24 protein-coding genes are annotated in these 24,703 nt (G+C 62.2%); 19 read left to right on the forward strand and 5 right to left on the reverse strand.

Translation table 11 applies throughout. The features are described from left to right. Positions 1-255 (reverse strand): NUDIX hydrolase (locus AC1DM5_RS23530; RefSeq protein WP_477822461.1); only part of this gene is annotated, 255 nt, incomplete at its 3' end. Between the two features lie 103 nt (positions 256-358). Here AC1DM5_RS23530 and AC1DM5_RS23535 point away from each other — a divergent pair. From AC1DM5_RS23535 to nuoG, 15 genes are all read left to right on the forward strand, one after another. After that, positions 359-1,807, forward strand: a complete 1,449-nt coding sequence (locus tag AC1DM5_RS23535; RefSeq protein ID WP_477822456.1) for a CYTH and CHAD domain-containing protein — start codon at positions 359-361, stop codon at positions 1,805-1,807. Positions 1,808-2,340: 533 nt separating this feature from the next. Further along, positions 2,341-2,841: an NADH-quinone oxidoreductase subunit J gene (locus AC1DM5_RS23540; RefSeq protein ID WP_477975717.1), complete on the forward strand. Its 501-nt coding sequence runs from the start codon at positions 2,341-2,343 to the stop codon at positions 2,839-2,841. After that, on the forward strand, positions 2,841-3,143 hold the full coding sequence (gene nuoK, locus AC1DM5_RS23545; protein ID WP_477822454.1) for an NADH-quinone oxidoreductase subunit NuoK: 303 nt from the start codon (positions 2,841-2,843) through the stop codon (positions 3,141-3,143). The genes AC1DM5_RS23540 and nuoK overlap by 1 nt, the downstream gene beginning before the upstream one ends. A 5-nt stretch (positions 3,144-3,148) precedes the next feature. Further along, positions 3,149-4,612: a monovalent cation/H+ antiporter subunit D family protein gene (locus AC1DM5_RS23550; RefSeq protein WP_477822453.1), complete on the forward strand. Its 1,464-nt coding sequence runs from the start codon at positions 3,149-3,151 to the stop codon at positions 4,610-4,612. After that, positions 4,609-4,863 (forward strand): hypothetical protein, encoded by a 255-nt coding sequence (locus AC1DM5_RS23555; RefSeq protein WP_477822452.1) that lies wholly within the window; start codon positions 4,609-4,611, stop codon positions 4,861-4,863. Before AC1DM5_RS23550 ends, AC1DM5_RS23555 begins: the two co-directional genes overlap by 4 nt. Continuing rightward, on the forward strand, positions 4,856-6,631 hold the full coding sequence (locus AC1DM5_RS23560) for a Na(+)/H(+) antiporter subunit D (RefSeq protein ID WP_477822451.1): 1,776 nt from the start codon (positions 4,856-4,858) through the stop codon (positions 6,629-6,631). Before AC1DM5_RS23555 ends, AC1DM5_RS23560 begins: the two co-directional genes overlap by 8 nt. 8 nt (positions 6,632-6,639) lie before the next feature. Next, on the forward strand, positions 6,640-8,115 hold the full coding sequence (locus AC1DM5_RS23565; protein ID WP_477975719.1) for an NADH-quinone oxidoreductase subunit M: 1,476 nt from the start codon (positions 6,640-6,642) through the stop codon (positions 8,113-8,115). Then, positions 8,112-9,551, forward strand: coding sequence for an NADH-quinone oxidoreductase subunit N (locus AC1DM5_RS23570; protein ID WP_477822449.1), 1,440 nt, complete (start codon positions 8,112-8,114; stop codon positions 9,549-9,551). The genes AC1DM5_RS23565 and AC1DM5_RS23570 overlap by 4 nt, the downstream gene beginning before the upstream one ends. A gap of 128 nt (positions 9,552-9,679) precedes the next feature. Next, positions 9,680-10,045: an NADH-quinone oxidoreductase subunit A gene (locus AC1DM5_RS23575; protein WP_008522877.1), complete on the forward strand. Its 366-nt coding sequence runs from the start codon at positions 9,680-9,682 to the stop codon at positions 10,043-10,045. Beyond that, positions 10,033-10,536: a NuoB/complex I 20 kDa subunit family protein gene (locus AC1DM5_RS23580; RefSeq protein WP_003582024.1), complete on the forward strand. Its 504-nt coding sequence runs from the start codon at positions 10,033-10,035 to the stop codon at positions 10,534-10,536. The genes AC1DM5_RS23575 and AC1DM5_RS23580 overlap by 13 nt, the downstream gene beginning before the upstream one ends. Continuing rightward, positions 10,533-11,069, forward strand: a complete 537-nt coding sequence (locus AC1DM5_RS23585) for an NADH-quinone oxidoreductase subunit C (RefSeq protein ID WP_477975721.1) — start codon at positions 10,533-10,535, stop codon at positions 11,067-11,069. The genes AC1DM5_RS23580 and AC1DM5_RS23585 overlap by 4 nt, the downstream gene beginning before the upstream one ends. A gap of 29 nt (positions 11,070-11,098) precedes the next feature. Then, a complete protein-coding gene (gene nuoD / locus AC1DM5_RS23590) occupies positions 11,099-12,313 on the forward strand; it encodes an NADH dehydrogenase (quinone) subunit D (protein WP_477975723.1) in 1,215 nt (404 codons plus the stop codon). Between the two features lie 16 nt (positions 12,314-12,329). Beyond that, complete coding sequence (gene nuoE, locus AC1DM5_RS23595; RefSeq protein WP_477975725.1) at positions 12,330-12,839, forward strand: NADH-quinone oxidoreductase subunit NuoE; 510 nt, start codon at positions 12,330-12,332, stop codon at positions 12,837-12,839. Positions 12,840-12,843: 4 nt separating this feature from the next. Next, positions 12,844-14,109: an NADH-quinone oxidoreductase subunit NuoF gene (gene nuoF / locus AC1DM5_RS23600; RefSeq protein WP_477975727.1), complete on the forward strand. Its 1,266-nt coding sequence runs from the start codon at positions 12,844-12,846 to the stop codon at positions 14,107-14,109. A 32-nt stretch (positions 14,110-14,141) separates the two neighbouring features. Further along, positions 14,142-16,721 carry an NADH-quinone oxidoreductase subunit NuoG gene (nuoG, locus tag AC1DM5_RS23605; RefSeq protein WP_477975729.1) on the forward strand — a complete coding sequence of 860 codons (2,580 nt, stop codon included), beginning with the start codon at positions 14,142-14,144 and terminating at the stop codon, positions 16,719-16,721. Between the two features lie 75 nt (positions 16,722-16,796). Here the strand turns inward: nuoG and AC1DM5_RS23610 are convergent, their stop codons facing one another. From AC1DM5_RS23610 to AC1DM5_RS23625, 4 genes are all read right to left on the reverse strand, one after another. Next, entirely contained in the window at positions 16,797-17,237 is a 441-nt protein-coding gene (locus AC1DM5_RS23610; RefSeq protein WP_477822442.1) for a CBS domain-containing protein, read from the reverse strand. A gap of 45 nt (positions 17,238-17,282) precedes the next feature. Continuing rightward, positions 17,283-17,849, reverse strand: coding sequence for an NADH-quinone oxidoreductase subunit I (locus tag AC1DM5_RS23615; protein WP_439018546.1), 567 nt, complete (start codon positions 17,847-17,849; stop codon positions 17,283-17,285). 10 nt (positions 17,850-17,859) lie between these two features. After that, the gene (nuoH, locus tag AC1DM5_RS23620) at positions 17,860-18,861 is read right to left on the reverse strand and encodes an NADH-quinone oxidoreductase subunit NuoH (protein ID WP_439018547.1); all 1,002 of its coding nucleotides are present in this window, start codon (positions 18,859-18,861) and stop codon (positions 17,860-17,862) included. Between the two features lie 521 nt (positions 18,862-19,382). Continuing rightward, a complete protein-coding gene (locus AC1DM5_RS23625) occupies positions 19,383-20,240 on the reverse strand; it encodes a GNAT family N-acetyltransferase (RefSeq protein WP_477975838.1) in 858 nt (285 codons plus the stop codon). Positions 20,241-20,603: 363 nt separating this feature from the next. Between AC1DM5_RS23625 and argE the strand changes: the two genes are divergently transcribed. The 4 genes from argE (at position 20,604) to AC1DM5_RS23645 (ending at position 24,696) form a co-directional block, all read left to right on the forward strand. Next, entirely contained in the window at positions 20,604-21,728 is a 1,125-nt protein-coding gene (gene argE / locus AC1DM5_RS23630) for an acetylornithine deacetylase (RefSeq protein ID WP_477975732.1), read from the forward strand. 26 nt (positions 21,729-21,754) lie between these two features. Continuing rightward, positions 21,755-22,678: a 2-hydroxyacid dehydrogenase gene (locus AC1DM5_RS23635; protein ID WP_477975734.1), complete on the forward strand. Its 924-nt coding sequence runs from the start codon at positions 21,755-21,757 to the stop codon at positions 22,676-22,678. 24 nt (positions 22,679-22,702) lie between these two features. Next, positions 22,703-23,059 (forward strand): cupin domain-containing protein, encoded by a 357-nt coding sequence (locus tag AC1DM5_RS23640; RefSeq protein WP_477822437.1) that lies wholly within the window; start codon positions 22,703-22,705, stop codon positions 23,057-23,059. Positions 23,060-23,232: 173 nt separating this feature from the next. Further along, the gene (locus AC1DM5_RS23645; RefSeq protein ID WP_477975736.1) at positions 23,233-24,696 is read left to right on the forward strand and encodes an aldehyde dehydrogenase family protein; all 1,464 of its coding nucleotides are present in this window, start codon (positions 23,233-23,235) and stop codon (positions 24,694-24,696) included. Positions 24,697-24,703: the final 7 nt, after the last annotated feature.

A 24,703-nucleotide genomic window follows, 5' to 3' on the forward strand; every position in this document is an offset into this window, starting at 1 on the left:
TGACCCGAAGACTTCCGGATCGACCTCTCCGGCGACGCCAGCCTCTTCGAACGCTTCCCGCAAAGCAGCGACAGAGCTGGTCTCGCCCGGATCGAGATGCCCTTTTGGGATGCCCCATCGGCCGTTCCGCAGGCTTGCGACCAGAAGCACCCGCAGCCGGCCACTTCCGTTGCGACGATAGCAGATGGCTCCTGCCTGCTGCAGGTCGCAGCCGGCATTGCCGGAACGCGATGCTTTGAGGTCCTTGGCAAGCATGGAGGTTGTCGATTTTCGATTTTGTTTCATGAAATCGCTGTATCATCGCACTATGACAGCACGCTCAGCGTTGAGGACCGCCCGCCAACAGCCGGAGTTCATCTTGTCATCGGAAATCGAAATCAAGCTCGATCTGTCAACGGAAGCCGTGAACGCTCTTCTCAGTTCCGATCTTCTTGGGAAACCCGACAAAGTTTTAAATCAAAAGTCGACTTACTTCGATACGGTCGATCGCACCCTATGGCGGAACGGATACACGCTGCGCATCCGGCAGGTTGGGGCGGCGCGGACCCAGACGGTGAAGGCCAGCGGTCCCAGCAGATCACTGTTTGCCCGTTTCGAATGGGAGACGCCCGTCGAGGGAGAAGAACCCGTCCTTGATCACACGAGCCCGCTGGTTGGAGAGTTCGGCGATAACCTGAGCCTCGAGCCCGTGTTCGACGTCGCAATCGAGCGGCAATTGTGGAACGTCGAGGAGAATGGCTCCCGGATCGAGGTCGTCATCGATACCGGCGAGGCGAATTCCGGCGACCGGAGTTCGTCGATCCGCGAAGCCGAGCTGGAACTGAAGGAGGGTGATCCAAGCGACCTTTTCGTCTTTGCCCGCAGGATCGATGCGGTTGCCGCATTCAGGTTCGGCATCCGCTCAAAGGCTGAAAGAGGCTTCGTTCTCATCGAAGCGCAGAAACCGGCCTACAAGGCCGAAAGTCTTCATCTTGACCGCGACATGACGGCCGTTACTGCTTTCCAGGCAATTGCGAGTTCCTGCCTCCGGCATTTCCGTCTGAACGAAGACGCTCTCCTTGAAAAGCGCAAGCCTGAAGCCCTGCACCAGGCTCGGGTGGCCCTGCGGCGTCTCCGCTCGGGATTCTCTCTCTTCAAGCCGATCGTCTGGGGTGACGAACCGGTGCGCCTCAACGGCGAACTGCGCTGGCTGGCTATGGTGTTGGGCGAGGCCCGCAACGTGGATGTCCTGCTGAGCAAGGCGCGGGACGCCGATCTCATCTCCAAGCTGAAGGCAGCCCGCCAGGCCACATATGAGGAAGCGATCGAAGCGTTGAATTCCACAAGGGCAAGAGCCCTGATGCTCGATTTACGCGAATGGCTCCAGTGCGCCGACCATCTTGCAAACAGCGGGCTCGTCCCGTCGGAAGTCCCAACTGCGCAGGATTTCGCTGCGCGCGTCCTGGAGAAGAGGCGCAAACGGCTGAAGAAGGACGGAAAGGCGCTTTCGACGATAGACGACGAGCACCGGCACGAAGTTCGCAAGGATGCCAAGAAATTCAGGTATGCGGCGGAGTTCTTCGGGTCGCTCTTCGATGACAAGCGCGGGGCACGCCGGCACAGGAAGTTTCTGAGCGCGATGGAAATGCTGCAGGACGATCTCGGCGCTCTGAACGACCTCGCGACTGCTCCTCACGTCCTGGAAAAGCACGGTCTGGCCGAACATCCAGCAAGAGACAGTGTCGTTCCGCATGCCGACAAGCAGGTTCTCATCGAAAAGGCACAGGCTTCGCTCGACGACGTGCTGGACACAAAGCGGTTCTGGTGATGATAAGCCTCCAGCGTAAACCGTCGTCGCTCATGTCGTGACCCTATGTCTTTCTCAATCGGGATTTACCGTCGGCGGCGGCCGCATGTCGGTGGGCGATCCAGGTTTGGCGCCATCGCCGCTCCTCAAGCTGAGGCAAAGCGGACTCTGACGATGGGGTCATCGAGATATGACCGTTACATCTGCTCGTGAGCCTGCCCACTTTCCGAAAACGCGCGATAGCGTGCAAGATCGGGGTCCCATCCATGTAGAGGTCGATGAAGCCTCGGTAGCCGAAGTCGCCCAGTCGGCCCGGAACGGTCTGCCCCAAACAGCCACGCTAGATCCACTTGCTATGGCGCTTTCGAGAGAGCGTGCTTCGCGAGCGGCCTTTACCACATCCGGACTGGTCGGGTTTTGCTCCGCCGATGACAATAATCTTGTGAAAAATCCGATACTAGGGCACAATTTGCGAAGGCATCTGAAGTTGCGGCGCAGTCTCAATTCCGGCCGTCTCGCGCCGAGTGACAGTTCGCGTCGGAGGGTCGGCGTCGATGGATCAGGGGTTCTTTCTTCTGTTCGCTACGGTATCCGTGATCACGGCCCTGACGGTGGTCCTGGCGCGCAATCCGGTTCACAGCGCATTGGCGCTGATGGCGTGTTTCCTGCAGGTCTCGGCAATCTTCGTCTTGCTCGAGGCACCGTTGCTCGCGGTCATCCAGATCTTCGTCTATGTCGGCGCGATCATGGTCCTGTTCCTGTTCGTGATCATGATGATCGATGTGCGCGAAGCAGTGTTGCAGCGGTTCTTGCCGGGCGGCAACCTCCCGGCTCTGGTACTGCTCGTCCTGCTCGGGCTCGAGATGCTCGTGCTGGTGCTCTGGAGCGACCGCTTTTCGCTCATGGAGCCCGTCGCCATGGGTGGCGGCGATGACGTCAGGCAGCTTAGCACAGCCCTTTTCGCCGACTATCTCCTGCCGTTTGAAACCGCCTCCGTAATCCTGCTGGCGGCCCTGGTCGGCGCCATCATGCTGGCGCGGAAGGAGCAGGGGTGATGGTTCCGCTCTGGTGGCATATTGTGCTCGGAGTGGTCCTGTTCGTGATCGGAGCGGCGGGCGTGCTGCTCAGGCGCAATATTCTCGTCGTCCTGATGTCGCTGGAGCTGCTGCTCAACTCGGTCAACATCAATTTCATCGCTTTCGGGCGTTACCACGCCGATTTCCGCGGGCAGATCTTCGCGATCTTCGTCATCGCAATCACCGCGGCAGAGGTTGCCGTCGCCCTCGGTATCCTGGTCGCCCTCGTGAGGAACAAATCCACCCTCAAGGTCGACGACGTGACGGTGATGAAAGGATAGCGGCTTTGGACCCGGTTGTATCGATCCGGCCGTTGCTTGCCATCACCGTCGCCGGTCTGGCGGCCCTAGCCGTTCTCCTTTTGAACAACCGCGAGCGACTTCGCGATCTGGTTTCGCCGTTGGCCGCGATCGCCATGTTCGCGATTGTCATGTCGATGGCGCCCACGGTGCTTTCGGGCGGGACGGTCGAATTGCGCCTGTTCGAGATTCTGCCGGGGATTGACTTTGCTTTCCGGGTCGATGCGCTCGGCATGGTGTTTGCCACCGTCTCGTCGCTGCTGTGGATCGTCGCGGCGATCTATTCCATCGGCTATATGCGGCATTTGAACGAGCATGCGCAGACCCGGTTCTTCGCCTGCTTCGCCAGCAGTCTTGCGGCCGCCGCCGGGGGCGCCTTCGCCGCCAATCTGTTTACGCTGGTGATCTTCTACGAAGTGCTCAGCCTCGTTACCTATCCGCTCGTCTACCACCACGAGGACGAAGAGGGCTGGAGGGGCGGTCGCAAGTACCTCGTCTATCTGATGGGCGCCTCGAAAAGCGCGCTGCTCGCCGCACTGGCGCTGACCTACCATATTGCGGGGTCGCTCGACTTTGTCGCGGGGGGGCTGCTGGCGAGGAGCGATGCCTCGGCGGCGCTGCTGACGGCCGTCTATTTCTGCTATCTTTTCGGCTTCGCCAAGGCCGCTGTGATGCCGATGCACGCCTGGCTGCCCGCCGCGATGGTCGCGCCGACACCGGTCAGCGCGCTTTTGCATGCAGTGGCAGTGGTCAAGATGGGCGTGTTCTGCGTGCTGCGGGTGGTGTTCCATGTCTTCGGCACGGGACTGGTGGGCGGGCTGGGCCTCGGCATCGCCACGGCCTATCTGGCATCGTTCACGATCCTGATGGCGTCGATTTACGCCCTGACGCGGGACGACCTGAAGGCCAGGCTCGCCTATTCGACGGTCAGCCAGCTCTCCTACATCGTGCTGGGCGCGGTTCTGTTGTCGCCGGTCGCGATGGTCGGCGGGATCATCCACATCGCGGCGCACGCATTCTCCAAGATCACGCTCTTTTTCTGCGCCGGGTCGATCTATTGCGCGTCGGGCAAGCGCAACATTAGCGACATGGCCGGTATCGGGCGCAGGCTGCCCTGGACGATGGGGGCATTTTTCGTCGCCTCGCTCAGCATGATTGGCGTGCCGCCAACTGCGGGCTTCGTCAGCAAGTGGTATCTGGCGAAGGGCGCCGTGGCGGCGGGAGAGACCGCGTTCCTGGTCGTGCTCCTGGTGAGCTCGATCCTGAACGCCGCCTATTTCCTGCCGATCAGCTATGCCGCCTTCTTCCAGGCGGAGAAGCAGGAGAGCCGCACAACGGTCCGTGAAATTCCGCTGGTCACGATTCCGCTGGTCGCAACGGCGATCCTGTCGGTGCTGATGGGCATTTTCCCGGGCTATTTTCTCACCCTGGCAGACGGAGTGATCCGATGATCAAGCGTGTCGTCGACTTCTTTGGTGACGAGCAATATGCGAGGCCGCGCCGCCGACTGTTCTACGTCGTGCTCGTCCTGATCGTCGTCGCCGACTTTCTGGTTTCTCGCGAACACGCCGAATATCTGTGGGACAGCCTGCCGGGCTGGTCGGCCGTCTACGGCTTCGTCTCCTGCGTCCTGCTTATCTTCGTTTCCAAGTTTCTCGGCCATCGGGTCGGGCTGATGCGGCGCGAGGACTATTATGACTGACTTCATCCATCCGGCTCTGCTCTTTATTGTCGGCGCCCTGCCGATCCCGTTCCTCAGCGGATCGGTCCGCAAGGCCTATCTGGTTCTGATCCCTGCGCTGGCGATCCTTGCCGTGCTTGCGATGGAGCCGGGCAGCTATGGCGAAACGCGGTTCATCGGGCAGGAGATCCTGATCGCGAAGGTGGACAAGCTCAGCATCGTCTTCGCCACCGTTTTCACCATCATGGCGCTGATCGGCATGGTCTACGCGCTGCATCTGACGGATGCCGGCCAGCACGTGGCCGCATTCGTCTATGTCGGCAGCGCGCTTGGCGTGGTGTTTGCCGGTGACTACCTGACCCTCTACCTGTTCTGGGAGGGCATGGCATTTGCTTCCGCCTATCTGGTCTTCGCGCAGCGTGGTGGGCCGGCGATCCGGGCCGGCTTCCGCTATCTCATGGTCCATATCACCGGCGGCGTCGTCCTGCTCGGCGGCATCATTTCCCACGGGCTCGCCACCGGTTCGCTGCTTTTCGGCCCGATCGGGGGCCCCCTCACCAACGGGGGAATGGGGGTCGGCGACTACCTGATCCTCGCCGGCTTCATCCTCAACGCGGCCGTGCCGCCGCTCAATGCCTGGCTGACCGATGCCTATCCGGAGGCGACCGTCACCGGGGCGGTGTTCATGAGCGCGTTTACCACCAAGACCGCCGTCTATGTGCTGGCGCGGGCGTTTCCGGGGACCGAGCTCCTGGTCTGGCTCGGCACCATCATGGCGCTCTACGGCGTCATCTACGCGGTGCTGGAGAACGATTGCCGGCGGCTTCTCGCCTATCACATCGTCAGCCAGGTGGGCTATATGATCGCGGGTATCGGCATCGGGACCGAGATGGCGGTAAACGGAGCCGCCAGCCACGCTTTCGCGCATATCCTCTACAAGGCGCTGCTGTTCATGGGTGCCGGGGCAGTCATCTACGTCACCGGCCGACGCAAGCTCACCGAGCTCGGCGGGCTTTACAAGACTATGCCGCTCACCGTGGCGCTTTACATGGTCGGCGCCTTGGCGATCTCGGCCTTCCCGTTCTTCTCGGGTTTCGTCACCAAATCGATGGTGATAGCGGCTGCAGGAGCAGATCACCGCGCGGTTGTGGTGCTGGCGCTGACGATGGCATCGTCCGGGACGTTCCTGCACACCGGCCTCAAGCTTCCCTACTACATGTTCTTCGGGACGGACCGGAAACTGGAGGCGCGGGAGCCGCCGCGCAACATGCTGATTGCCATGGGCATGGCGGCGGTGCTCTGCATTGCGATCGGGGTGTTCCCCCAGCCGCTTTATGCGCTTCTGCCCTATCCGGTGGATTTCGAACCCTATACGGGCTCGCATGTCATGGAGAGCCTCGGGCTGCTGATGTTCACCGCCCTGGGGTTCGTGCTGTTCCTCTGGGCGCTCGATCCGGAGAAGACGATCAGCCTCGACACCGACTGGTTTTATCGCAAGGGCGCGCGGGCTTTCATGTGGCTCGCCGAAAGGCCGCTGGCGCGCTATGAGCAGGCGGTGAGCAATGTCTCCGAGACCGCGGCGCTGCCCTTGCTGCACGGCGCGGCGCGGGCAGGACTCCGGCTCGATCTTGCCGGCGTGGATGCCGTCGTGAATGGCATTGCCCACTCGATCCTGCACAGCGGCGGGCGGCTCAGGCGGCTCCAGACGGGTGTCGTGACCCATTACGTGCTGGCGATGGTCGTCGGTCTGATCGCAGCCACCGCCGTCTTCGTCGTGGCGTGGCGGTAGGGGGTGCCATGGGCTTCCCGCTGCTCAGCCTCATCATATTCACACCCGTCGCCGGGGCCGCGGTTTTGATGTTCCTGCGCGCTGACGATGCGGCGCGGTGGACTGCGCTCTCTTTCACCGTCCTCGACCTTGCTCTCTGCATCGCCATGCTGACGGGCTTCGACACCACGACCCATGCCATGCAGTTCACCGAGACGCGCCCCTGGGTGCCCGCGCTCGGGATCAATTATGCGCTTGGCATCGACGGAATCAGCGCGCTCTTCGTGTTCCTGACCGCACTGTTGGCGTCGATCTGCGTGCTCGCCTCCTGGGTCGCGATCGACCGCAAGGTCAAGGAATTCATGATCTGCCTGCTCTCCATGCAGGCGCTGATGCTCGGGGTCTTCTGCGCGCTCGATCTGTTCCTCTTCTACGTCTTTTGGGAGGCGATGCTGATCCCGATGTATCTCATCATCGGCGTCTGGGGCGGCGAGGGTCGGGTCTATGCGGCGATCAAGTTTTTCCTCTATACGCTGGCGGGCAGCCTCCTGTTCCTGATCGGTGTCATCGTGCTCTATTTCTACGGTGGCAGGACCTTCGATATCCTCGCTTTGACAGAGCAGGACTTGCCGTTCCGGATCCAGTCCTGGCTGTTCTTCGCCTTCCTGATCGCTTTTGCGGTCAAGGTGCCGATGGTGCCGGTCCATACCTGGCTGCCGGACGCCCATGTGCAGGCGCCGACGGCGGGCAGCATTATCCTCGCCGGCGTGCTCCTGAAGATGGGCGCCTACGGATTCCTGCGGTTCTCGCTGCCGATGCTGCCGGAGGCATCGATGTATTATTCGACGCTGATGCTGGCGCTTTCGGTGCTTGCGATCGTCTATGGCGGGTTGCTCGCGCTGGCGCAGGACGATCTGAAGAAGCTGGTGGCCTATTCCAGCATCAGCCACATGGGCTTCGTGACGCTGGGGATTTTTGCGCTGAACCTCCGTGGGCTCGAGGGCGGGATCCTGCAGATGTTCAATCACGGCGTCACGACAGGCGCCCTGTTCCTGTTCGTCGGGCTGATTTACGAGCGGACCCATACCCGCAGCATCGCCGACTATGGCGGGTTGATGAAGGTGGCGCCGGTCTACACCACGTTTCTGGCACTGTTTACCCTGTCGTCGATGGCGCTGCCGGGAACGAATTCGTTCGTCGGCGAGTTGCTGGTGCTGTCAGGCGGGTTTGCGGCCAACCTGGTCGCCGGCTCGGCCGCCGTTTTGGGCGCATTGCTGGGGGCTGCCTATCTGCTTGGCATGTATGGGAAAGTCGCGCTCGGCCCGACCAGCGTCGGCGCCCGGTTGACGATACGCGACGTGAACGCCCGTGAGATGGCTGCGATCCTGCCGCTGGCCGTCTTCGTGCTCTGGGTTGGGCTCTATCCAAAACCCTTTCTCAACATAATCGATGCCTCGGTGAAGCATCTGCTGACGCAGGTGCAAAGTAGAGGGAGCGGCCCATGACCGCCGCCACGCTTTTCCAGTCGGCCCTGGCGAGCCTGCCCGAGATCGTGGTGATCACCGGCGCCTGCATCCTGCTGATCCTGGGACAGTTTGTGCGCAAGGGACAGGAACATTTCCTTGTCTGGGCGTCGGTCGCGGTCGTGTTGATTGCCGCCTTGGCGACACTGATGCTGGCAAGCGAGGTGCGGCCGGCCTACACGGGCATGTTCATCGCCGACCGCTTCGCGGTCTTCTTCAAGTTCGTTTTCTACCTGGCCACCGTTCTGACATTCCTCCTTTCGCGAAAATATGCCGATATCGAAGGGATCGGCAGCAGCGAATACTATGTCCTGCTGCTCTTGGCGCTTTCGGGCATGATGATCATGGCCTCGGCGACCGATCTCCTGTCGATCTATGTGGGCATCGAACTAATGGTGATTTGCACCTATGTGCTGACCGGCTTCCTGCGGCGTGAGCGGCGGTCGAACGAAGCAGCCCTGAAATACGTAATCCTTGGCGCGGTCTCGACCGGGATTTTCCTTTACGGCGTTTCGCTGGTCTACGGGCTCACCGGCACAACTCAATTGGACGGGATGGCTGCGGCCGTGACCGGCGATCGGCTCGATCCCGGATTGTTGCTGGCGGTGGTCTTCATCGTCGCGGGGCTGGTCTTCAAGGTCGGCGCGGTTCCCTTCCATATGTGGCTGCCGGACGTCTATGAAGGCGCGCCGACGACGATCACCGCCTTCATGTCGGTGGGGCCCAAGGCGGCGGGGTTCGCGGTGATCCTGCGGGTGTTCCTCAACCCTCTGGTCGCAGCCTCGGACGTCTGGATCATCCTCGCCGTCATTGCGGTGGTGACGATGGCGCTCGGCAGTTTCGTGGCGCTGGTCCAGGATAATTTCAAGCGTCTCCTGGCCTATTCCAGCATCGCCCATGCCGGCTTCGCCATTTTCGGCGTGGCCGCTGGCGGGGTCGATGGGATCGCCAGCGTGATGCTTTACCTACTGATCTACGCTTTCATGAATCTCGGCATTTTCGGCACCGTCATCATGATGCGGAACGGCGATTTCTCGGGCGAGGTCATCGAAGACTATGCGGGTTTTGCCAAGTCACATCCGGGGCTGGGACTTCTGATGCTGCTCTTTCTCTTCTCGCTGGCCGGCATTCCGCCGACGGCCGGGTTCTTCGCCAAGTTTTACGTGCTGGTCGCCCTCGTCGAGCGTGGTTTCGTCATGCTGGCGGTAATCGCAGTGCTGCTCAGCGCCGTCGCCGCCTATTTCTACATCCGCATCGTCATGGTGATCTACATGCGCGAGCCGAAGAGAGCGTTCGCCCCGGCGCTGACGCCTCTGGTCGGCGTGACACTCGCCGTTACCGCCGCCGGCACCATCGGCATCGGCCTGTTTCCGTCGTGGTTTCTGAAGCTTGCCCAAGATTCAGTCTTTGGTGGGTGAGCGATTGGATTTGCAATGATCACACCGACGGAATAGACTTGAAAGCGGAGAAAGGATTGCCCAAGTCGCGCCGCGGCGGACCGATTTACCGGTTCGCGACGAGGTCGGTGGGCAACCGGTGCAGTGATATGACTGCAATGGAATTCTTGCCCGTTCTTTTCATGGTCGCCGGAGTCGTTCTGGTGGTGGGGGTGACGTTGTTCGTTTCCTCGCTGCTGCGCCCATCCAATCCCTATCCCGCCAAGAACATGCCCTATGAATGCGGCATGGATGCAGCGGGCGAAGCGGCGGCGGGCCGCTTCAGGGTGCCGTTCTTTATCCTCGCGATCCTGCTGGTCGTTTTCGATGTCGAAGCGATGTTCCTCTTTCCCTGGGCCGTCGTCCTGAAAGAGATCGGGCTGGTCGGCTATGTCGAGATGATCGTCTTCATGGTGCTGCTTCTCGTGGGCTTCGCCTACGCCTGGCTGAAAGGAGCGCTGGAATGGGAGGCGTAAACAACGCGATCCGCGACAGCGTACTGTTCACCACGGCCGACAGCATCATCAGTTGGAGCCGGAGATCGGCGCTGTGGCCGGAGACCTTCGGCATTGCCTGCTGCGCCATCGAGATGATCTCGGCCGGTTGCGCCCGCTACGATCTCGACCGGTTCGGCGTGGTGTTCCGCCCTTCGCCGAGACAATCCGACGTCATGATCATCGCCGGCACCGTGACCCGGAAATTCGCGCCCGTTGTGCGGCGGCTCTACGACCAGATGCCGGAACCGCGCTGGGTGATCGCCATGGGCACCTGCGCTATTTCGGGCGGGGTCTACAACACCTATGCCGTGGTGCAGGGATCGGAAACCTTCGTGCCCGTCGATGTGCATGTGCCCGGCTGTCCGCCCCGGCCCGAGGCGCTGATGCACGGCTTCCTCCTGCTTCAAGAAAAGATCAAGAGATCCCGGGCGCTGGCCGGCACACCCCTGGATCGGGTTATAGCGTCATGAGTGCGAAGCCGTCCCTCAATCGCGCTTTGATCATGGAGCGCTTCGGAGAAACAATCGAGGACCTCGGCACTGCGCACGGTATCGACGCCTTTGCCGTTCCGCCGGAGAGGATCGTCGAGTTCTGCCGGTTCCTGAAAGAGCATCCGGCGCTGCAATTCAATTTCCTCTCGGACATTTGCGGGGTCGATCACTATCCCGAAACGCCGCGGTTCGAGGCGGTCTACCATCTTTATTCGCTGCCCAACAGGTGGCGGGTCCGCATCAAGTGCCGGCTTGGCGATCCTCCTGAAGTGCCTTCGGTCACGGGAGTCTGGCGCACCGCCAACTGGCATGAGCGTGAGGCCTGGGACATGTATGGCATCCGGTTCGAGGGACATCCCGATCTGCGCCGGATCTACATGTGGGAAGGCTTCGAGGGCTTTCCCCAGCGCAAGGATTTCCCCTTAAGGGGCTATAGGGACACGTTGAACCCCTTCGGGGCCGAAGGTCCGCCGCCAACGCAGCCCGACCTTGCCACCAGGGACATTCCGTAAGGGAGGCCGTTCTACGCCGGAACGTTGAGATGACCGAAGTCACCGAGCTCAGCAGGCCTGAGGGCGAAGCGCTCAATACCAGGGAAGTGCTTCTCAACCTCGGTCCGCAGCACCCCAGCACGCATGGGGTTCTTCGGCTCGTCCTCGAACTGGACGGCGAGTTCGTCGAGCGCGTCGATCCGCATATCGGCTACCTCCATCGCGGCACCGAAAAACTGGCGGAGAGCTTCACCTATACCCAGATTTTCCCGCTGACGGACCGGCTCGACTATCTCTGTCCGCCCTCGAACAACCTCGCCTTCGCGCTGGCGGTGGAGAAACTCCTCGGCATAGAAGCACCGATCCGGGCGCAATATATCCGCGTGATGATGGCCGAGCTGGCACGGATCTCCGGTCACCTCCTGATCACCGGCGCGCTGCCGATGGATCTCGGCGCCATGACCGCGCTGCTTTACGTCATGCGCGAGCGCGAAATGATCATGGACCTCCTGGAAATGATCACCGGTGCGCGCATGCACACGTCCTTCTGCCGGGTCGGCGGGGTGCGCGAGGACCTGCCTGACGGGTTCTTCCCCAAGATCCGGGAGTTTTGCGACATCTTCCCGAACCGGATCCGCGACTATGAGCGACTGCTCGAAAACAACCGGGTGTTTCTCAATCGCACGAAGGGGATCGGCGTGATCTCCGCCGAGGATGCTGTCGATCTCGGCCTCAGCGGCCCGAACCTGCGTGCTTCCGGTGTCGACTGGGACATCCGGCGCGATGAGCCCTACGAGATCTACGACCGGCTCGATTTCAACGTCATCACCCGTAACGAGGGCGATTGTTATGCACGCTGGCGATGCCGCGTCGACGAGATGCGCGAAAGCATGAGGATCATCGAACAGTGCATCGACCAGATGCCTGAGGGGCCGTTCCAGATCGACAATCCGACAATCGCCTTCCCGCTCAACAAGGATCGGGTGCATTGCTCGATGGAGGCGCTGATCCAGCATTTCGACCTGTCGGCCTACGGCTTCAAGGTGCCGAAGGGCGAGGTCTATTCGGCGATCGAGGCGCCAAAGGGCGAGCTTGGCTTCTACATCATCAGCGACGGGTCGCCAAAACCGTTCCGCATGAAGGTGCGGGCACCCTCGTTCGTCAATCTTCAGGCCCTCTTCGGGGTCACCAACGCCCGCTATCTGGCCGACATGATCGCCGTGCTCGGCAGCCTCGACCCTGTGATGGCGGAGGTGGACAAGTAGCAAGGATTTGAATGCGATGACCATGCGCGAAAAGATCGAAGAGGCGGCGGCGCGCTATCCCGACCAGCGCTCTGCGATCATGCCCGCGCTGCTGATCGCGCAGGAAGAACATGGCCATCTGCCTGGGCCAGTGTTGGAAGAGGTCGCCGACATTCTCAAAGTCGCGCGGATCTGGGTCTACGAGTTGGCGACTTTCTACACCCTCTTCCACACCGAGCCGGTGGGAATGTTCCACCTGCAGCTCTGTGACAATGTTTCCTGCATGCTGTGCGGATCAGAGGAGCTGCTAAACCACCTGGAAACGGTGCTGGGGATCAGGAAAGGCGAGACCACCCCGGACGGGCTGTTCACGCTTTCGACCGTCGAATGCCTCGGCGCCTGCGAGATGGCTCCGGTGATGCAAGTCGGCGACGATTACCACGCCAACCTTGATGTGGCGCGGATAAACGCACTGTTGGACAGCCTGCGGGCGACAGTGGGAGCGCCGAGCGTCGAGCACGCCTCTGCGCGGCTGCCGGGGGAGTAGCGCCATGTTCGAGCCGGTTCTTCTCAAAAATGTCGATGTGGCCGACAATCATTTGGTGTCGACCTACGAGGCTGGCGGCGGCTACCAGGCGCTGGAAAAGGCGCTGCGCGAGTACACGCCTGACGAGGTTGTCGACCTCGTCAAACGGTCCAACCTGCGCGGTCGCGGCGGTGCCGGATTCCCAACGGGCATGAAATGGGGTTTCGTGCCGAAGCGCACCGACAAGCCGACATATCTGTGCTGCAACGCCGATGAGGGCGAGCCGGGCACGTTCAAGGACCGGATCATCATGGAGCGCGACCCGCATCAACTGATCGAGGGGCTGGCGGTCAGTGCATACGCGATCGGGGCCGAAACCGCCTATGTCTACATTCGCGGAGAATATGTGACGGCGACCCGTCGTCTGGAGCAGGCGATCGCCGAGGCCCACGCAAAGGGCTATCTCGGAAAGCGCATTCTGGGCTCGGATTTCAATTTCGCCGTCCACATCCACTGCGGCGCCGGCGCCTATATCTGCGGCGAGGAGACTGCGATGCTCGAATCGCTCGAGGGCAAGCGGGCGCAGCCGCGATTGAAGCCACCATTTCCGGCCGTGGCCGGGCTCTACGCCAGCCCGACAGTGATCAACAATGTCGAGACGCTCGCTTGCGTGCCGCATATCGTCATATGGGGGTCGGACTGGTTTCGGGGCATCGGCCCGGACAAGAGCCCCGGCCCGAAGCTCTACTGCCTCAGTGGGCAGGTGCGCAAACCCGGCCTCTACGAGTTGCCGATGGGCATACCGCTGCGCGAACTGGTCGAGAACCACGCCGGCGGCGCGCTGCCGGGACGCAAAATCAAGGCGGTGATCCCGGGCGGGGTCTCAGCGCCGGTCATACCGGAGCACGGGCTGGAGGTGAGGATGGATTTCGACTCGCTGGCTGCCGCCGGCTCGATGCTCGGTTCGGCTGGCGTTATCGTGATCGACGACTCGACCTGCATGGTCAAGGTCGCCACCCGGATCATCGAATTCTTCCATCATGAGTCCTGCGGCAAGTGCACGCCATGCCGGGAAGGATTGAACTGGGTCGTCAAGGTCCTGCGCCGGATCGAGGCCGGCGAAGGTGCGCCCGGCGATCTGGAGCAGTTGGAGATGCTCTGCAAAGGCATTTTCGGCAATACGTTTTGTGCCTTGGGTGACGGGGCGGCGATGGGGTTGCGGGCGGCACTCGGCCATTTTCGCGATGAGTTCGTTGCCCATATCGAGGACCGCAGGTGCCCCTTTCACTGAAGGCGTGCGCTGCGACAGGACTGCGAGGAAGTATGGTTAGCATCACGATCGATGGACAAACGCTGGAAGTTGAGGCTGGCTCGACAGTGCTGCAGGCCGCCCAGCGTTTGGGCATCGATATCCCGACCTTCTGCTATCTGAAGCGTCTGCCGGCGCTGGCCTCCTGTCGCATGTGCCTGGTGGAGATCGAGGGGCAGCGGCGGCTGCAGCCATCCTGCGCCACCGCCGTCACCGAGGGTATGGTGGTGCGGGCGAACACAGCTCTGATCGAGGAAACGCGCTCTTCCATGCTCGATATGCTGCTCGCCAACCACCCCCTCGACTGTCCGATCTGCGACAAGGGCGGCGAATGCGAGCTTCAGAACATGGTGATGGCCTACGGGCCCCGCGAGAGCCGATTCCGCGATGACAAGCGTGTGTTCCACTCCGAGGACATCCGTCTGAGCCCGGTCATCATCATGAACGTCAACCGCTGCATCCAGTGCCAGCGCTGTGTCCGGATGTGTGAGGAGGTCGTCGGCGCGGTCGCCCTCGGCACCATCGAAAAAGGCATGGATACCGCCGTCACCGGCTTCGAGGGCAGTCTCGCGGCTTGTGACCAATGCGGCAATTGCGTCGAGGTCTGCCCGGTCGGCGCGCTGATGAGCTTCCCCTATCGCTACAAGGCGCGGCCCTGGGATCTCATCGAGACCGACACGGTCTGCCCGCATTGTGGCACCGGTTGCCAGCTGACGGTGGGCACACGCAAGGGCGAGTTCATGCGGGTGCGCTCGAAATGGGACGAGGGGGTCAACCGCGAAACGCTCTGCGTTCGGGGACGCTTCGGCCTCGATTTCGTCGCGAGCCGGGACCGGATCAGGCGACCGATGATCCGTCGTGATGGCGCCCTGGTTCCGGTTTCCTGGGATGAGGCTGGGGACTATCTGCGCCGGCGGCTATCGGCCGTCGAGGGCAAGGCTGCCGGCGGGCTGGCCTCGCCCCGCCTCCCCAACGAGATGCTCTATCAGTTTCAGAAGCTGATGCGGACGGCATTCCGGACCAACAACATTGATTGTTCGTCACGCTGGTCCACGCCCTTCGATACGCTCGGCCCGCTACTGGCAGCCTTCAACAGCCGCGCACCGCTGGACGAAGTGATCGGCAACGACTGCGTGCTCGTCGTCGGCGGCAACGTCACCGAGGAGAACCCGGTCACCGAATACCTGCTGCGGGATGGCGTGCGGCGGCGGCAGACCGGATTGCTCTTGCTCTCGGCGCGGCCATCCCGTCTGGATGCCGATGCCAGGGTGGTGGTTCGCGTGCCGCCGGGCGGAGAAGCGGCAAGCCTTGCAGCGGTAGTGGCCGGTCTCGCAGCGGCAGTCGGTCAGGCCTTGCCGGACGACGTTCTTGCAGGCATCGCCGCGACAATCGGCAAACCGGCGGCCGAAACCGGCATTGACGGGTCGGATCGTCTGGCCGCGGCACTCAAGGAAGGCCGCAGCGTCACCGTGCTTGTCAGCGTCGACCTCCTGAGATCACCCGAAGCGCGCGCGACGCTGCAGCAGATCAATAACCTGCTGCAAGTTCTGCGCCTGCTCGGCAAGGGCCTGGCGATGCAGTTCCTCTTCGACCGTGCCAACCAGATGGGCGCCTGGGACATGGGAGTTCTGCCGGCGGCTCTGCCGGGGCTGCGGGCGGTCGCCGACGATGTGGCGCGCACAAGTCTTGCGCGGAACTGGGGCGCCGAAATCCCGTCTGACCCTGGCGCGGATCTCGACGCCATTCTGGAGCTCTGCGTCGGCGGGCGGATGGGCGCTCTCTACATCGTCGGAACCGACCCCCTGATCGCCTATCCCGACAGGGATTTCGTGACGCGGGCGCTTGGCGCCGCCGATCTCCTGATCGTGCAGGACGCCTTCCTCACGGATACGGCGGGCCTTGCCGAGGTCGTCCTGCCCGCGGCAGGTTACGGCGAGGAAACCGGTACGTTCACCAACAACGAGGGCCGGACCCAGACGGTCCGCAAATTCCGCGAACCCGCCTTCGAGGCGCGGAGCAATCTGGCGATTTTCGACTTCGTCGCAGCGCTTCGCAACCAGGCACTGCGGCCGTCGACGCAAGGCGAAATTTTCGACGAGATTGCACGGCTGGTTCCAGCCTATCAGGGCTTGACGCAGGGCGGACTTGGCGCCGACGGCGCATTTACCAAGGCGGTGCCGACGCCACCTGTGGCCAGGTTCTTTGCGCCGCCGCCCGTCCCGCCAGCAGCCGACCGGCTCATGCTGATCACCGGCGACTGCCTGTTCCACAACGGATATCTTTCCGAACGGTCGGACATCTTAAACACGGTCGCCAATGATCCCTATGTCGCGATGAGCGCGCAGGATACCGCACAGCTCGACCTTTTAGATGGCGATCAGGTCATTGTGCGTTCGGCCCAGGGCGAACTCACGGCGCAGCTCAAGGTCGACAGGCGGTTTCCCAAGGGCCTCGTCTTCGTTCCGGAAAACTATCGAGCCTTGCGTCTCAACGGCCTGATGCGGCGGGGCGAATACCCATGCCCGGTGAAGGTCCAGAAGGTGCAGGCCACTCTTGAGGCCGACCGCACGAGCCGGATCTGGCGTGGGGTCTGAAGATTTGGGGTCGGGGCGCCGCAGGCCACCCGGCAGGCTGCCCTGCCCCAGCGTCTTCACATCAAGCTGGCGACGTCAGTGATACCTGGTCCCGCAGATGTAATCCTGCAGATCCTGCTCTGTGCGCTGCGCCTCGTCGAGCCTGTGTTTAACCACGTCGCCGATACTGACCACGCCGACAACGTCGCCTCCATCCAGGACCAGCACATGACGCGTACGCCGCTGGGTCATGATCCCCATCGCAACAGGTAGCAAATCCCGTGTCGAACAGGTCGCCACATTGCGGTTCATGACATCCGCGACCCGCATCATCGCCGCCTCGGCCCCGTATTCCGCCACCGCATTGCAGCAATCCCGCTCCGATAGCGAACCCAGGTACTCGTCGTTCGATTGGCTGACGACGACGAAGCCGATATTGTTGTCGCGAAACAGCCTCAAGACTTCCACCATCGTCTGATCGGGAGCGACAGCGATGACACCGACACCCTTGTTCTTCATAATTTCGCCGACAAGCATCTGAGCCTCCTGTCTGCGCGCTCCGGCTTGACGGATGGCGCGCGTTCACGTTCGCCGGATATTCCGCCACCAGTTGTAGCCCTGCATCTCTTTCGTCTCGACGAGCACGTCCTTCTGTGTATTCAGGCGCGCGGCGACCACGCCGCCGCCGGTTTCAGCCTTGCCCGGCTTGGCGAGCAGGTCGTCGCGCCCGATCACCAGGTCACGCGAGGAAAAACTCGAAAATTCGTACTGCTGGCCAAGCGCGATTGCATCCGCTGGGCAGGCGTCCTCGCACAGCCCGCAGAACAGGCAGCGAGCCGTGTCGATCTCGAATTTGGCCGGGTGCCGGTTGCCCTTCTCGTCCTCGTAGGGGACGACTTCGATACAGTCGCAGGGGCAGATCCGCGCGCAGAGTTCGCAGGCCACGCACTTGATCTCGCCCTCTTCATCACGCGTCAGGAAGTGATGCCCGCGATAGCGTGAGTAGGGTAGCCATTTTTCCTTGTCCGGATATTGCATGGTTACGGTTCTGGAGAACAGGTAGCCGAAGGTCAGAGCCAACGCATTCGCCAGGTCGGCGAAGAACGCCCAGCCAATCCATGTTCCAACTCTGTCCTGCGCGCGCGACATCGCCGCCTCGCTACGGAGCCGCTACGGCCCCTAAAAGTACACCGGTTATAATTATGTTCGCCATCGACAGAGGAAGCAAGACTTTCCATCCGATCGCCATCAGTTGGTCGTAGCGGTAGCGGGGGAAAGTGAAGCGGACCCAGATAAACACATAGACGAAGAATGCGACCTTGAGCACAAACCAGAGGAGTGGTGGCAAGGGGATCAGTACACCGTTCCAGCCGCCGAAAAACAGGATCACCACCAGGACCGATACCAGCAACACGATGGCATATTCGCTGACCATGAAAAACGCAAAGCGGATACCGCTGTATTCGGTATGGAAGCCGGCCCCGAGATCTCCCTCCGCTTCCGAAAGATCGAAGGGAATACGCTGCGCTTCGGCCAATCCGGCGACGAAGAACACGAAGAAGCCTACCGGTTGGTAGACGATGTTCCAGACATCGGTCTGGGCCCGCACGATGTCGAGCAGGCTCATGGATTGCGCCAACATGACCACCCCGATCACCGCAAACCCCATCGGAATCTCGTAGCTGATCATCTGCGCGCAGGTCCTGAGGCTGCCGAGGACCGCGTATTTGCTGTTGGCGGCCCAGCCACCGAAGATGACGCCATAGACCTCGATCCCGATCACCGCAAAGATGAAGAGTAGCGCCACATTCATGTTGGAGACGTAAAGCGTGATCTCGGCGCCGAGGACCGAGATGCTTTCGCCGAAGGGGATCGCGACGAACACCACAAAGGGCGGGGTGAGCGCCAGGATCGGCGCCAGTTTGAACAGGAAGCGATCGGCCTCGGCCGGGATGTGGTCCTCTTTGGTCAAGAGCTTTATTCCGTCCGCCACCGGCTGCAGCAGCCCGTGCCACCCGACGCGCATCGGCCCCATCCGTTGCTGGATGTGCCCGGCGATCTTGCGTTCGAGCCAGGTTAGCGGCAACGGCAGCAGCAGCAGGATCGCAATCAGAAACGCGACCTTGAAGACAATCAGGCCAAGGGCGACGATAAGTTCCATGATCCGCGGCCACTTATTCATCGGGTTGAAGCGTGCGACCGGACTTTGGCTCCGGCTATAGACCGAGCACTTTGCGCAACCGTCAGGCTCCATGGTACAACGGCGACGCACCTCATACAATGCCATCGCAGTTTGCTCTTCGGCCGAACATTCGATGCGGAATATGTGTCTAGTCGGAGGTTTTTGAGACTATTCCGAACGCGCTGCGATCTCGCAGGCGCCTTCCACAACAATGAAGCGTATCGGAGCTTTCAGCATGGCGGCCGCACCATGGAGGGCGGGAAAGCGGGAATTCGCGTCACACGAGGGCGTGAGAAAAGGCAGCCGCAGGAGCTTCAGCGTCAGCGCTGCGCAGCAGAAGCGGGACCGACTGCCCCACGACCTCGTGTCCCGCTTTAAAGCCAGCGCGTAAACAATCGCCAACATCGCAATCGACGGCCGGCCGTCCCTCCGCTCACCTGCCCGACTAATGAAGCGACAGCCGGGCTCGCCTGCCGGCGATGCAGATCCAAAAATCCGGGTCAGCCAAGCGCGTGACCAGCCAATGCGTATATCTTCGGAGTGTCTGGATGCCCACGTTCCCGGACCGCCAGCCACGGGCGGCCGCGTGACATGGTGGTGACGGTATCGAAAACGGAAAGGCCACAATGGGCGAGGAAGTCGGAAAAAGCTCCGTTTTTCTCACGTGTGTCGAGCCGCAGGAATTTGCCCGTGTGCTCGATGACGTGCGGGCGGATGACGGCGATGGCGTCCGCATCGCTGGCTGCCGCCACCGGGCCGATGACATGTCCGCGGCCAAACTGCCGGCAGAAGGAGAAGGCTTCGATCTTTCCGTTGCGTGTCAACCCGAAGCCGCTGGACGAGGGAAGAATTCGGCTGAGGAGTGCGCTGCGATCCGCTCCGAAGGCCTCTCTATCCAAGGCGGCAATGGCCGTGAGATCGGAGATATCGAGCGTCCGAAGTTCGATGGTGGGCGGCGTTTCCGCAGGAGCGGGAGAACGAGCCTCGCCCTGACATTGGGAGACGACGGCTTCCGTGGTGAAGTCGAGGGATCGATAAAGGCGTCGCGCCGCCCGCGTGGCGTTGAGACCCAGATTGCATTGAGGAACCTGGGTGAGGACGTGGTCCATCAGCCATTGGCCGGCGCCCTGGGCCTGCAGGCGCGGCGAGGTGATAACGAGCCCGATCGTGGCGAAATCCTTGCCATAGGGAAACCACATGGCCGATCCCAAAACGCGCCCGACTTCATCCAGCGCCACGACACCCTTGCCGAGCTCACGAGCAAATTGCCAATCGTCGGCGCGGTGCGGCCAGCCGACGCCAATCGACAGGGCATGCAACTGTTCGAGATCGACCGTATTGATGTCGGTGATGCGCATCTCGAAGCTGTCGACCAGTCTCGATTTCCCAGCGACCACGCGCTTCCTCCAAATTGATCCCCACGGCAGTGCCGGCCAAACCATAGCCGGACGCCCTCTCCCAGCCAGACTATAGGAAACCTTCAAGCAGAAATCGCTGGTGAATCCCATGCCAACGAAACAATCAACCAAATCAGCGACGCTTTCGGCATCCAAAGCCTCGCGTCCTGGAAAAGATTCCAGTCGGCGGTGTCGCCGTTCACTCTAGAGGTTGAGAATGTCTCCCCCCGTCAGCGCTCGCTGCCCTTCCAAGGCTGTGCCGGACACCTCCAGCCTCGCCGCCCGCCTTGATGTCACCAGGGCGAACGGGCCGTGGGGATACCCATGCATGTAGTCGACATCCTCCGCAAGCTGGTCGGCCTCCCCTCGGTCGTCGGCATGTCTAATGGCGCTATCGTCGGTTGGATCGATGCCTATCTCCGCTCCTTCGGCATTGAAGCCCATATTCTTCCCGGTCCCGAGGGCGACCGGGCCAATCTCTTTGCGACCATTGGCCCCTCCGACAAACCGGGCTACATCCTCTCCGGCCATATGGATGTCGTCCCCGCGAATGAAGCGGGCTGGAGCGCCGATCCCTTCGTGTTGAGAGCCGCAGGCGAGCGGCTCTACGGTCGCGGCACCTCCGATATGAAGGGTTTCCTCGCCGCGGTCCTCGCCGCCGTCCCGGCGCTGACGGCGAGCCCCCTTGCCCGCCCGGTCCATCTTGCCTTTTCCTATGACGAGGAGGCCGGCTGCCGCGGCGTGCCCCACCTGCTTGCCCGGCTGCCCGATCTCTGCGCACCGCCGCTCGGCGCGGTGATCGGCGAACCGAGCGGCATGCAGGCCATCCTCGCCCACAAGGGCAAGGCCGCCGCCCGCATCACCATCAAGGGCCGCTCCGGCCATTCCTCCCGGCCCGATCTCGGGCTCAACGCCGTGCATGCCATGGCCGAGGTGCTGAGCGCGGCGATTGAAACGGCGCAGGATCTCTCCCTGGGCCCGTTCGACGATGCATTCGAACCGCCCTACTCATCTCTGCAGGCCGGAACCATCAGCGGCGGTCGGGCCGTCAACATCATTCCCGATCTCTGCACGCTGGAGGTGGAGGCGCGGGCGATATCCGGCATCGATCCCATCTCCCTGCTCGCCCGTCTGCGCGCGGCCGCCGAAGCCCTGAAGGCACGGGGTTTTGCCGTCGAATGGGACATCCTAAGTGCCTATCCGGCTCTCTCGCTGCCGCCGACAGTAGCGCTCGCCGACCTCCTGCGGGAACTGACGGGCAAGACACCCGTTGCGGCAGTCAGCTACGGCACGGAGGCCGGCCTCTACCAGCGCGCGGGCGTGGACGCGATCATCTGCGGTCCCGGCGACATAGCGCGCGCCCATAAGCCCGACGAGTTCATTCTGGCGAGCGAGCTTGCCGCCTGCCAGGCTATGGTAGAGGCGCTCGCCGCCCGCTGCCGCGCCTGAGCTTCCGAGACCAAGGATTCCGGACGATGACCTTTCTCTTCAATTCCGATACCGGCCGCGGCGCCGTCTTCCAGGAGATTTTCGCGCGCGAGCTGCCGGATCTGCCCTTCTCGATGGAGCCGGCGACCGTCGATCCTGACACCGTGCGCTACCTGATCAGCTGGACGGTCCCCGCCGACCTCGCGCGCTACCGCAATCTCGAGGCGCTGTTTTCCATCGGCGCAGGCGTCGATCAGTTAGAGATCGCCGCGGTGCCGGATCATGTGAAGGTGGTGCGCATGGTCGAGGAAGGCATCGTGCGCATGATGCAGGAATATGTGACGCTGGCCGTGCTCGCGCTTCACCGCAACCTGCCCGCCTATCTCGGCCAGCAGCGCGATCGAGTCTGGAAGGCCCTGCCCCAACGTCAGGCTAAGGGGCGTCGCATCGCCGTTCTCGGCCTCGGCGTGCTTGGCCGGGCCGTGCTCGAGGCGCTGAAGCCTTTCGGGTTTCCGCTGTCGGGCTGGAGCCGCTCAGAGCATGACATCGAGGGGGTGACCTGCCACACCGGGGATGCCGGGCGCAACGCCATGCTTGCCGGGACCGACATTTTGGTCTGCCTCCTGCCGCTGACCGATGAAACCCGCGGCTTCCTCAATGCCGATCTCTTCACCCGCCTGCCGCAGGGAGCGGCGATCGTACATGCCGGCCGTGGGCCACAGCTCGACCATGAGGCCCTGATTGTGGCACTGGATCGTGGTCATCTTTCCGGCGCCGTGATCGACGTGACCGATCCGGAACCGCTGCCGGCGAGCCACGCCTTTTGGAGCCACCCCGGCATATTGCTCACGCCCCATGTCGCAAGCGTCACCCAGCCCGATAGCGCTGCCCGCGCCGTCACTGAAAACATCAAGCGTATGCGCGCCGGCCTGGATCCGATCGGATTGATAGACCGCCGTCGCGGCTATTGACATTAATCCTCGAAAGGAAAAACCATGCCGCTTCTCAAGACCATCGACCCCAACCCTTCCTTTGCGCCGCGTGAAAACCTGCCGCTGCCGGAGCGGCTGATCTCAGGCAGTCCCGAGTTCAAGACCTGGGCGCAGGACGTTGCCCGCGGCGAGATGATCCATACCGGCATCTGGGAAGCCACTCCCGGCGTCACGCGCTCGACCAAGGGCGAGACATTCGAATTCTGCCACATCCTGTCCGGCATCGTCGAAATCACACCGGAGGGCGGCGATCCCGTCGTCTACAAGACGGGCGATAGTTTCGTCATGAAGCCCGGTTTCGTCGGTGTCTGGAAGACCATCGAAACGGTCCGCAAGATTTACGTCACCGTCATGGCCTGAAGGCTCGTGCGGGAAGCGCTTCGCTGCCGATGACGCCATGCCGATGAAGGCGCCAAACAATAAGCTGTGGGGCGGCGGCAGAACGGGTTTTTCCGCTGTCGTCTCGGCTTCCATCGGATCAAGCTACTTCGGCCGATCGGCTAGCCTTGCTCTCAGTGATGCGAGGTATTGCCATGACGCTGAGTTTCGATCCGGACAGCCTTTCCCTTCCCATCGGGCATCTCATTGGAGATTGCCTCATACCGGCGCAGGGCGTCATTCCCATGCGCCGGCCGTCCGACTCCAAGGCCTATGCAGATTGCCCTGTTGCCGGCGAGGATCTGGTCGATCAGGCCGTCCAATCGGCGAAAGCCGCGCTCAAGGCCAGCAACTGGGGCGGCGTTCGCCCGCGGGAACGCTTGAAGGTGCTGCACCGATGGGCTGACCTGATCGAGCAGGAGGCTCCTGATCTCGCAAGGCTGGAGGCGCTGTCGTCCACCCGTCCCGTCGGCCATCTCTTGGAGGGCGATATTGCGGTTTCGGCCGAACAGATCCGTTTCTTCGCGGAGTTCGCCGACAAGGAAGGAAGCGATCTCGTGCCGACCGACGACGGCAATCTCGGCATGATCATGACGGAACCCTATGGCGTCGTCGGCGCGATCACGCCGTGGAATTTTCCGGTATCGATGGCGGCATGGAAGCTCGGCCCGGCGCTTGCCGCCGGCAATGCCGTTATTCTGAAGCCGTCCGAGATGACGCCGTTTTCGACCATCCGCCTCGCCGAGATCGCGCTTCGCGCCGGCCTGCCGGCCGGGCTGATCAATGTCGTGCTGGGGGACGGCCCGGTCACCGGCACGGCGATAACAGGGCATCCCGGCATCAGCAAGGTGAGCTTCACCGGTTCCACGCGGGCGGGATCGGCGATCATGGAAAACATTGCCCGGAGCGGCATTAAGCCGATGACGCTGGAGCTTGGCGGCAAGAGCCCGCAGCTAGTCTTTGCGGATGCAGATATCGACAAGGCGGCCGCCGCAATTGCCGCCGGCATCATGAGCAACGCCGGCCAAGCATGTGTCGCCGGCTCCCGCCTCATCGTCGAGGAGGCCGGCGCCGGCCCGCTTGTGGAAGCGATCATTGCCCGGATGAAGACCGCCGTTGCCGCTCCGACCTGGGATGGCGCGGCACAATATTCCCCGATCATTTCAGAAAGGCAGCAGCATCGCATTCATTCGATCGTCTCCGCAGCGGTTAAGGCCGGTGGCGAATGCCTGACCGGCGGCAATCCGATGGATGCTCCCGGTTATTTCTACAGGCCTACTCTCATTTCCGGGATCGGCGGGAATTCGCCCGCCATCACCGAAGAGATTTTCGGTCCAGTGCTCACGCTTCAGACATTCCGGGACGAGGAAGAGGCGCTCCTGCTGGCGGACCATCCTACCTACGGTCTGGCGGCGGGGCTCTTCACCCGCGACCTTTCCCGGGCAATCCGGCTCACCCGCCGCCTGCAGGCCGGAACGGTCTGGGTCAATCGATACAACCGCTCACGCGATCATATCCTCCCGACCGGCGGCTACAAGCAGTCGGGCATCGGCAAGGATCTCGGCCGCGAGGCCTATCATGCCAACCGCAAGAGCAAGAGCGTCTTGATCAGCCTTTGAGGAGGAT

This window comes from Rhizobium sp. 01T437 (assembly GCF_056398505.1).

Coding starts and splice junctions, on each gene's coding strand:
- nuoG (WP_477975729.1), top strand. CDS start 14,142: ATGGTTAGCATCACGATCGATGGACAAACGCTGGAAGTTGAGGCTGGC.
- AC1DM5_RS23570 (WP_477822449.1), top strand. CDS start 8,112: ATGACCGCCGCCACGCTTTTCCAGTCGGCCCTGGCGAGCCTGCCCGAG.
- AC1DM5_RS23565 (WP_477975719.1), top strand. CDS start 6,640: ATGGGCTTCCCGCTGCTCAGCCTCATCATATTCACACCCGTCGCCGGG.
- AC1DM5_RS23640 (WP_477822437.1), top strand. CDS start 22,703: ATGCCGCTTCTCAAGACCATCGACCCCAACCCTTCCTTTGCGCCGCGT.
- nuoH (WP_439018547.1), bottom strand. CDS start 18,861: ATGGAACTTATCGTCGCCCTTGGCCTGATTGTCTTCAAGGTCGCGTTT.
- nuoD (WP_477975723.1), top strand. CDS start 11,099: ATGACCGAAGTCACCGAGCTCAGCAGGCCTGAGGGCGAAGCGCTCAAT.
- AC1DM5_RS23560 (WP_477822451.1), top strand. CDS start 4,856: ATGACTGACTTCATCCATCCGGCTCTGCTCTTTATTGTCGGCGCCCTG.
- AC1DM5_RS23540 (WP_477975717.1), top strand. CDS start 2,341: ATGGATCAGGGGTTCTTTCTTCTGTTCGCTACGGTATCCGTGATCACG.
- AC1DM5_RS23645 (WP_477975736.1), top strand. CDS start 23,233: ATGACGCTGAGTTTCGATCCGGACAGCCTTTCCCTTCCCATCGGGCAT.
- AC1DM5_RS23585 (WP_477975721.1), top strand. CDS start 10,533: ATGAGTGCGAAGCCGTCCCTCAATCGCGCTTTGATCATGGAGCGCTTC.
- AC1DM5_RS23555 (WP_477822452.1), top strand. CDS start 4,609: ATGATCAAGCGTGTCGTCGACTTCTTTGGTGACGAGCAATATGCGAGG.
- AC1DM5_RS23625 (WP_477975838.1), bottom strand. CDS start 20,240: ATGCGCATCACCGACATCAATACGGTCGATCTCGAACAGTTGCATGCC.
- AC1DM5_RS23635 (WP_477975734.1), top strand. CDS start 21,755: ATGACCTTTCTCTTCAATTCCGATACCGGCCGCGGCGCCGTCTTCCAG.
- AC1DM5_RS23580 (WP_003582024.1), top strand. CDS start 10,033: ATGGGAGGCGTAAACAACGCGATCCGCGACAGCGTACTGTTCACCACG.
- nuoE (WP_477975725.1), top strand. CDS start 12,330: ATGACCATGCGCGAAAAGATCGAAGAGGCGGCGGCGCGCTATCCCGAC.
- argE (WP_477975732.1), top strand. CDS start 20,604: ATGCATGTAGTCGACATCCTCCGCAAGCTGGTCGGCCTCCCCTCGGTC.
- nuoF (WP_477975727.1), top strand. CDS start 12,844: ATGTTCGAGCCGGTTCTTCTCAAAAATGTCGATGTGGCCGACAATCAT.
- AC1DM5_RS23575 (WP_008522877.1), top strand. CDS start 9,680: ATGACTGCAATGGAATTCTTGCCCGTTCTTTTCATGGTCGCCGGAGTC.
- AC1DM5_RS23615 (WP_439018546.1), bottom strand. CDS start 17,849: ATGTCGCGCGCGCAGGACAGAGTTGGAACATGGATTGGCTGGGCGTTC.
- AC1DM5_RS23610 (WP_477822442.1), bottom strand. CDS start 17,237: ATGCTTGTCGGCGAAATTATGAAGAACAAGGGTGTCGGTGTCATCGCT.
- nuoK (WP_477822454.1), top strand. CDS start 2,841: ATGGTTCCGCTCTGGTGGCATATTGTGCTCGGAGTGGTCCTGTTCGTG.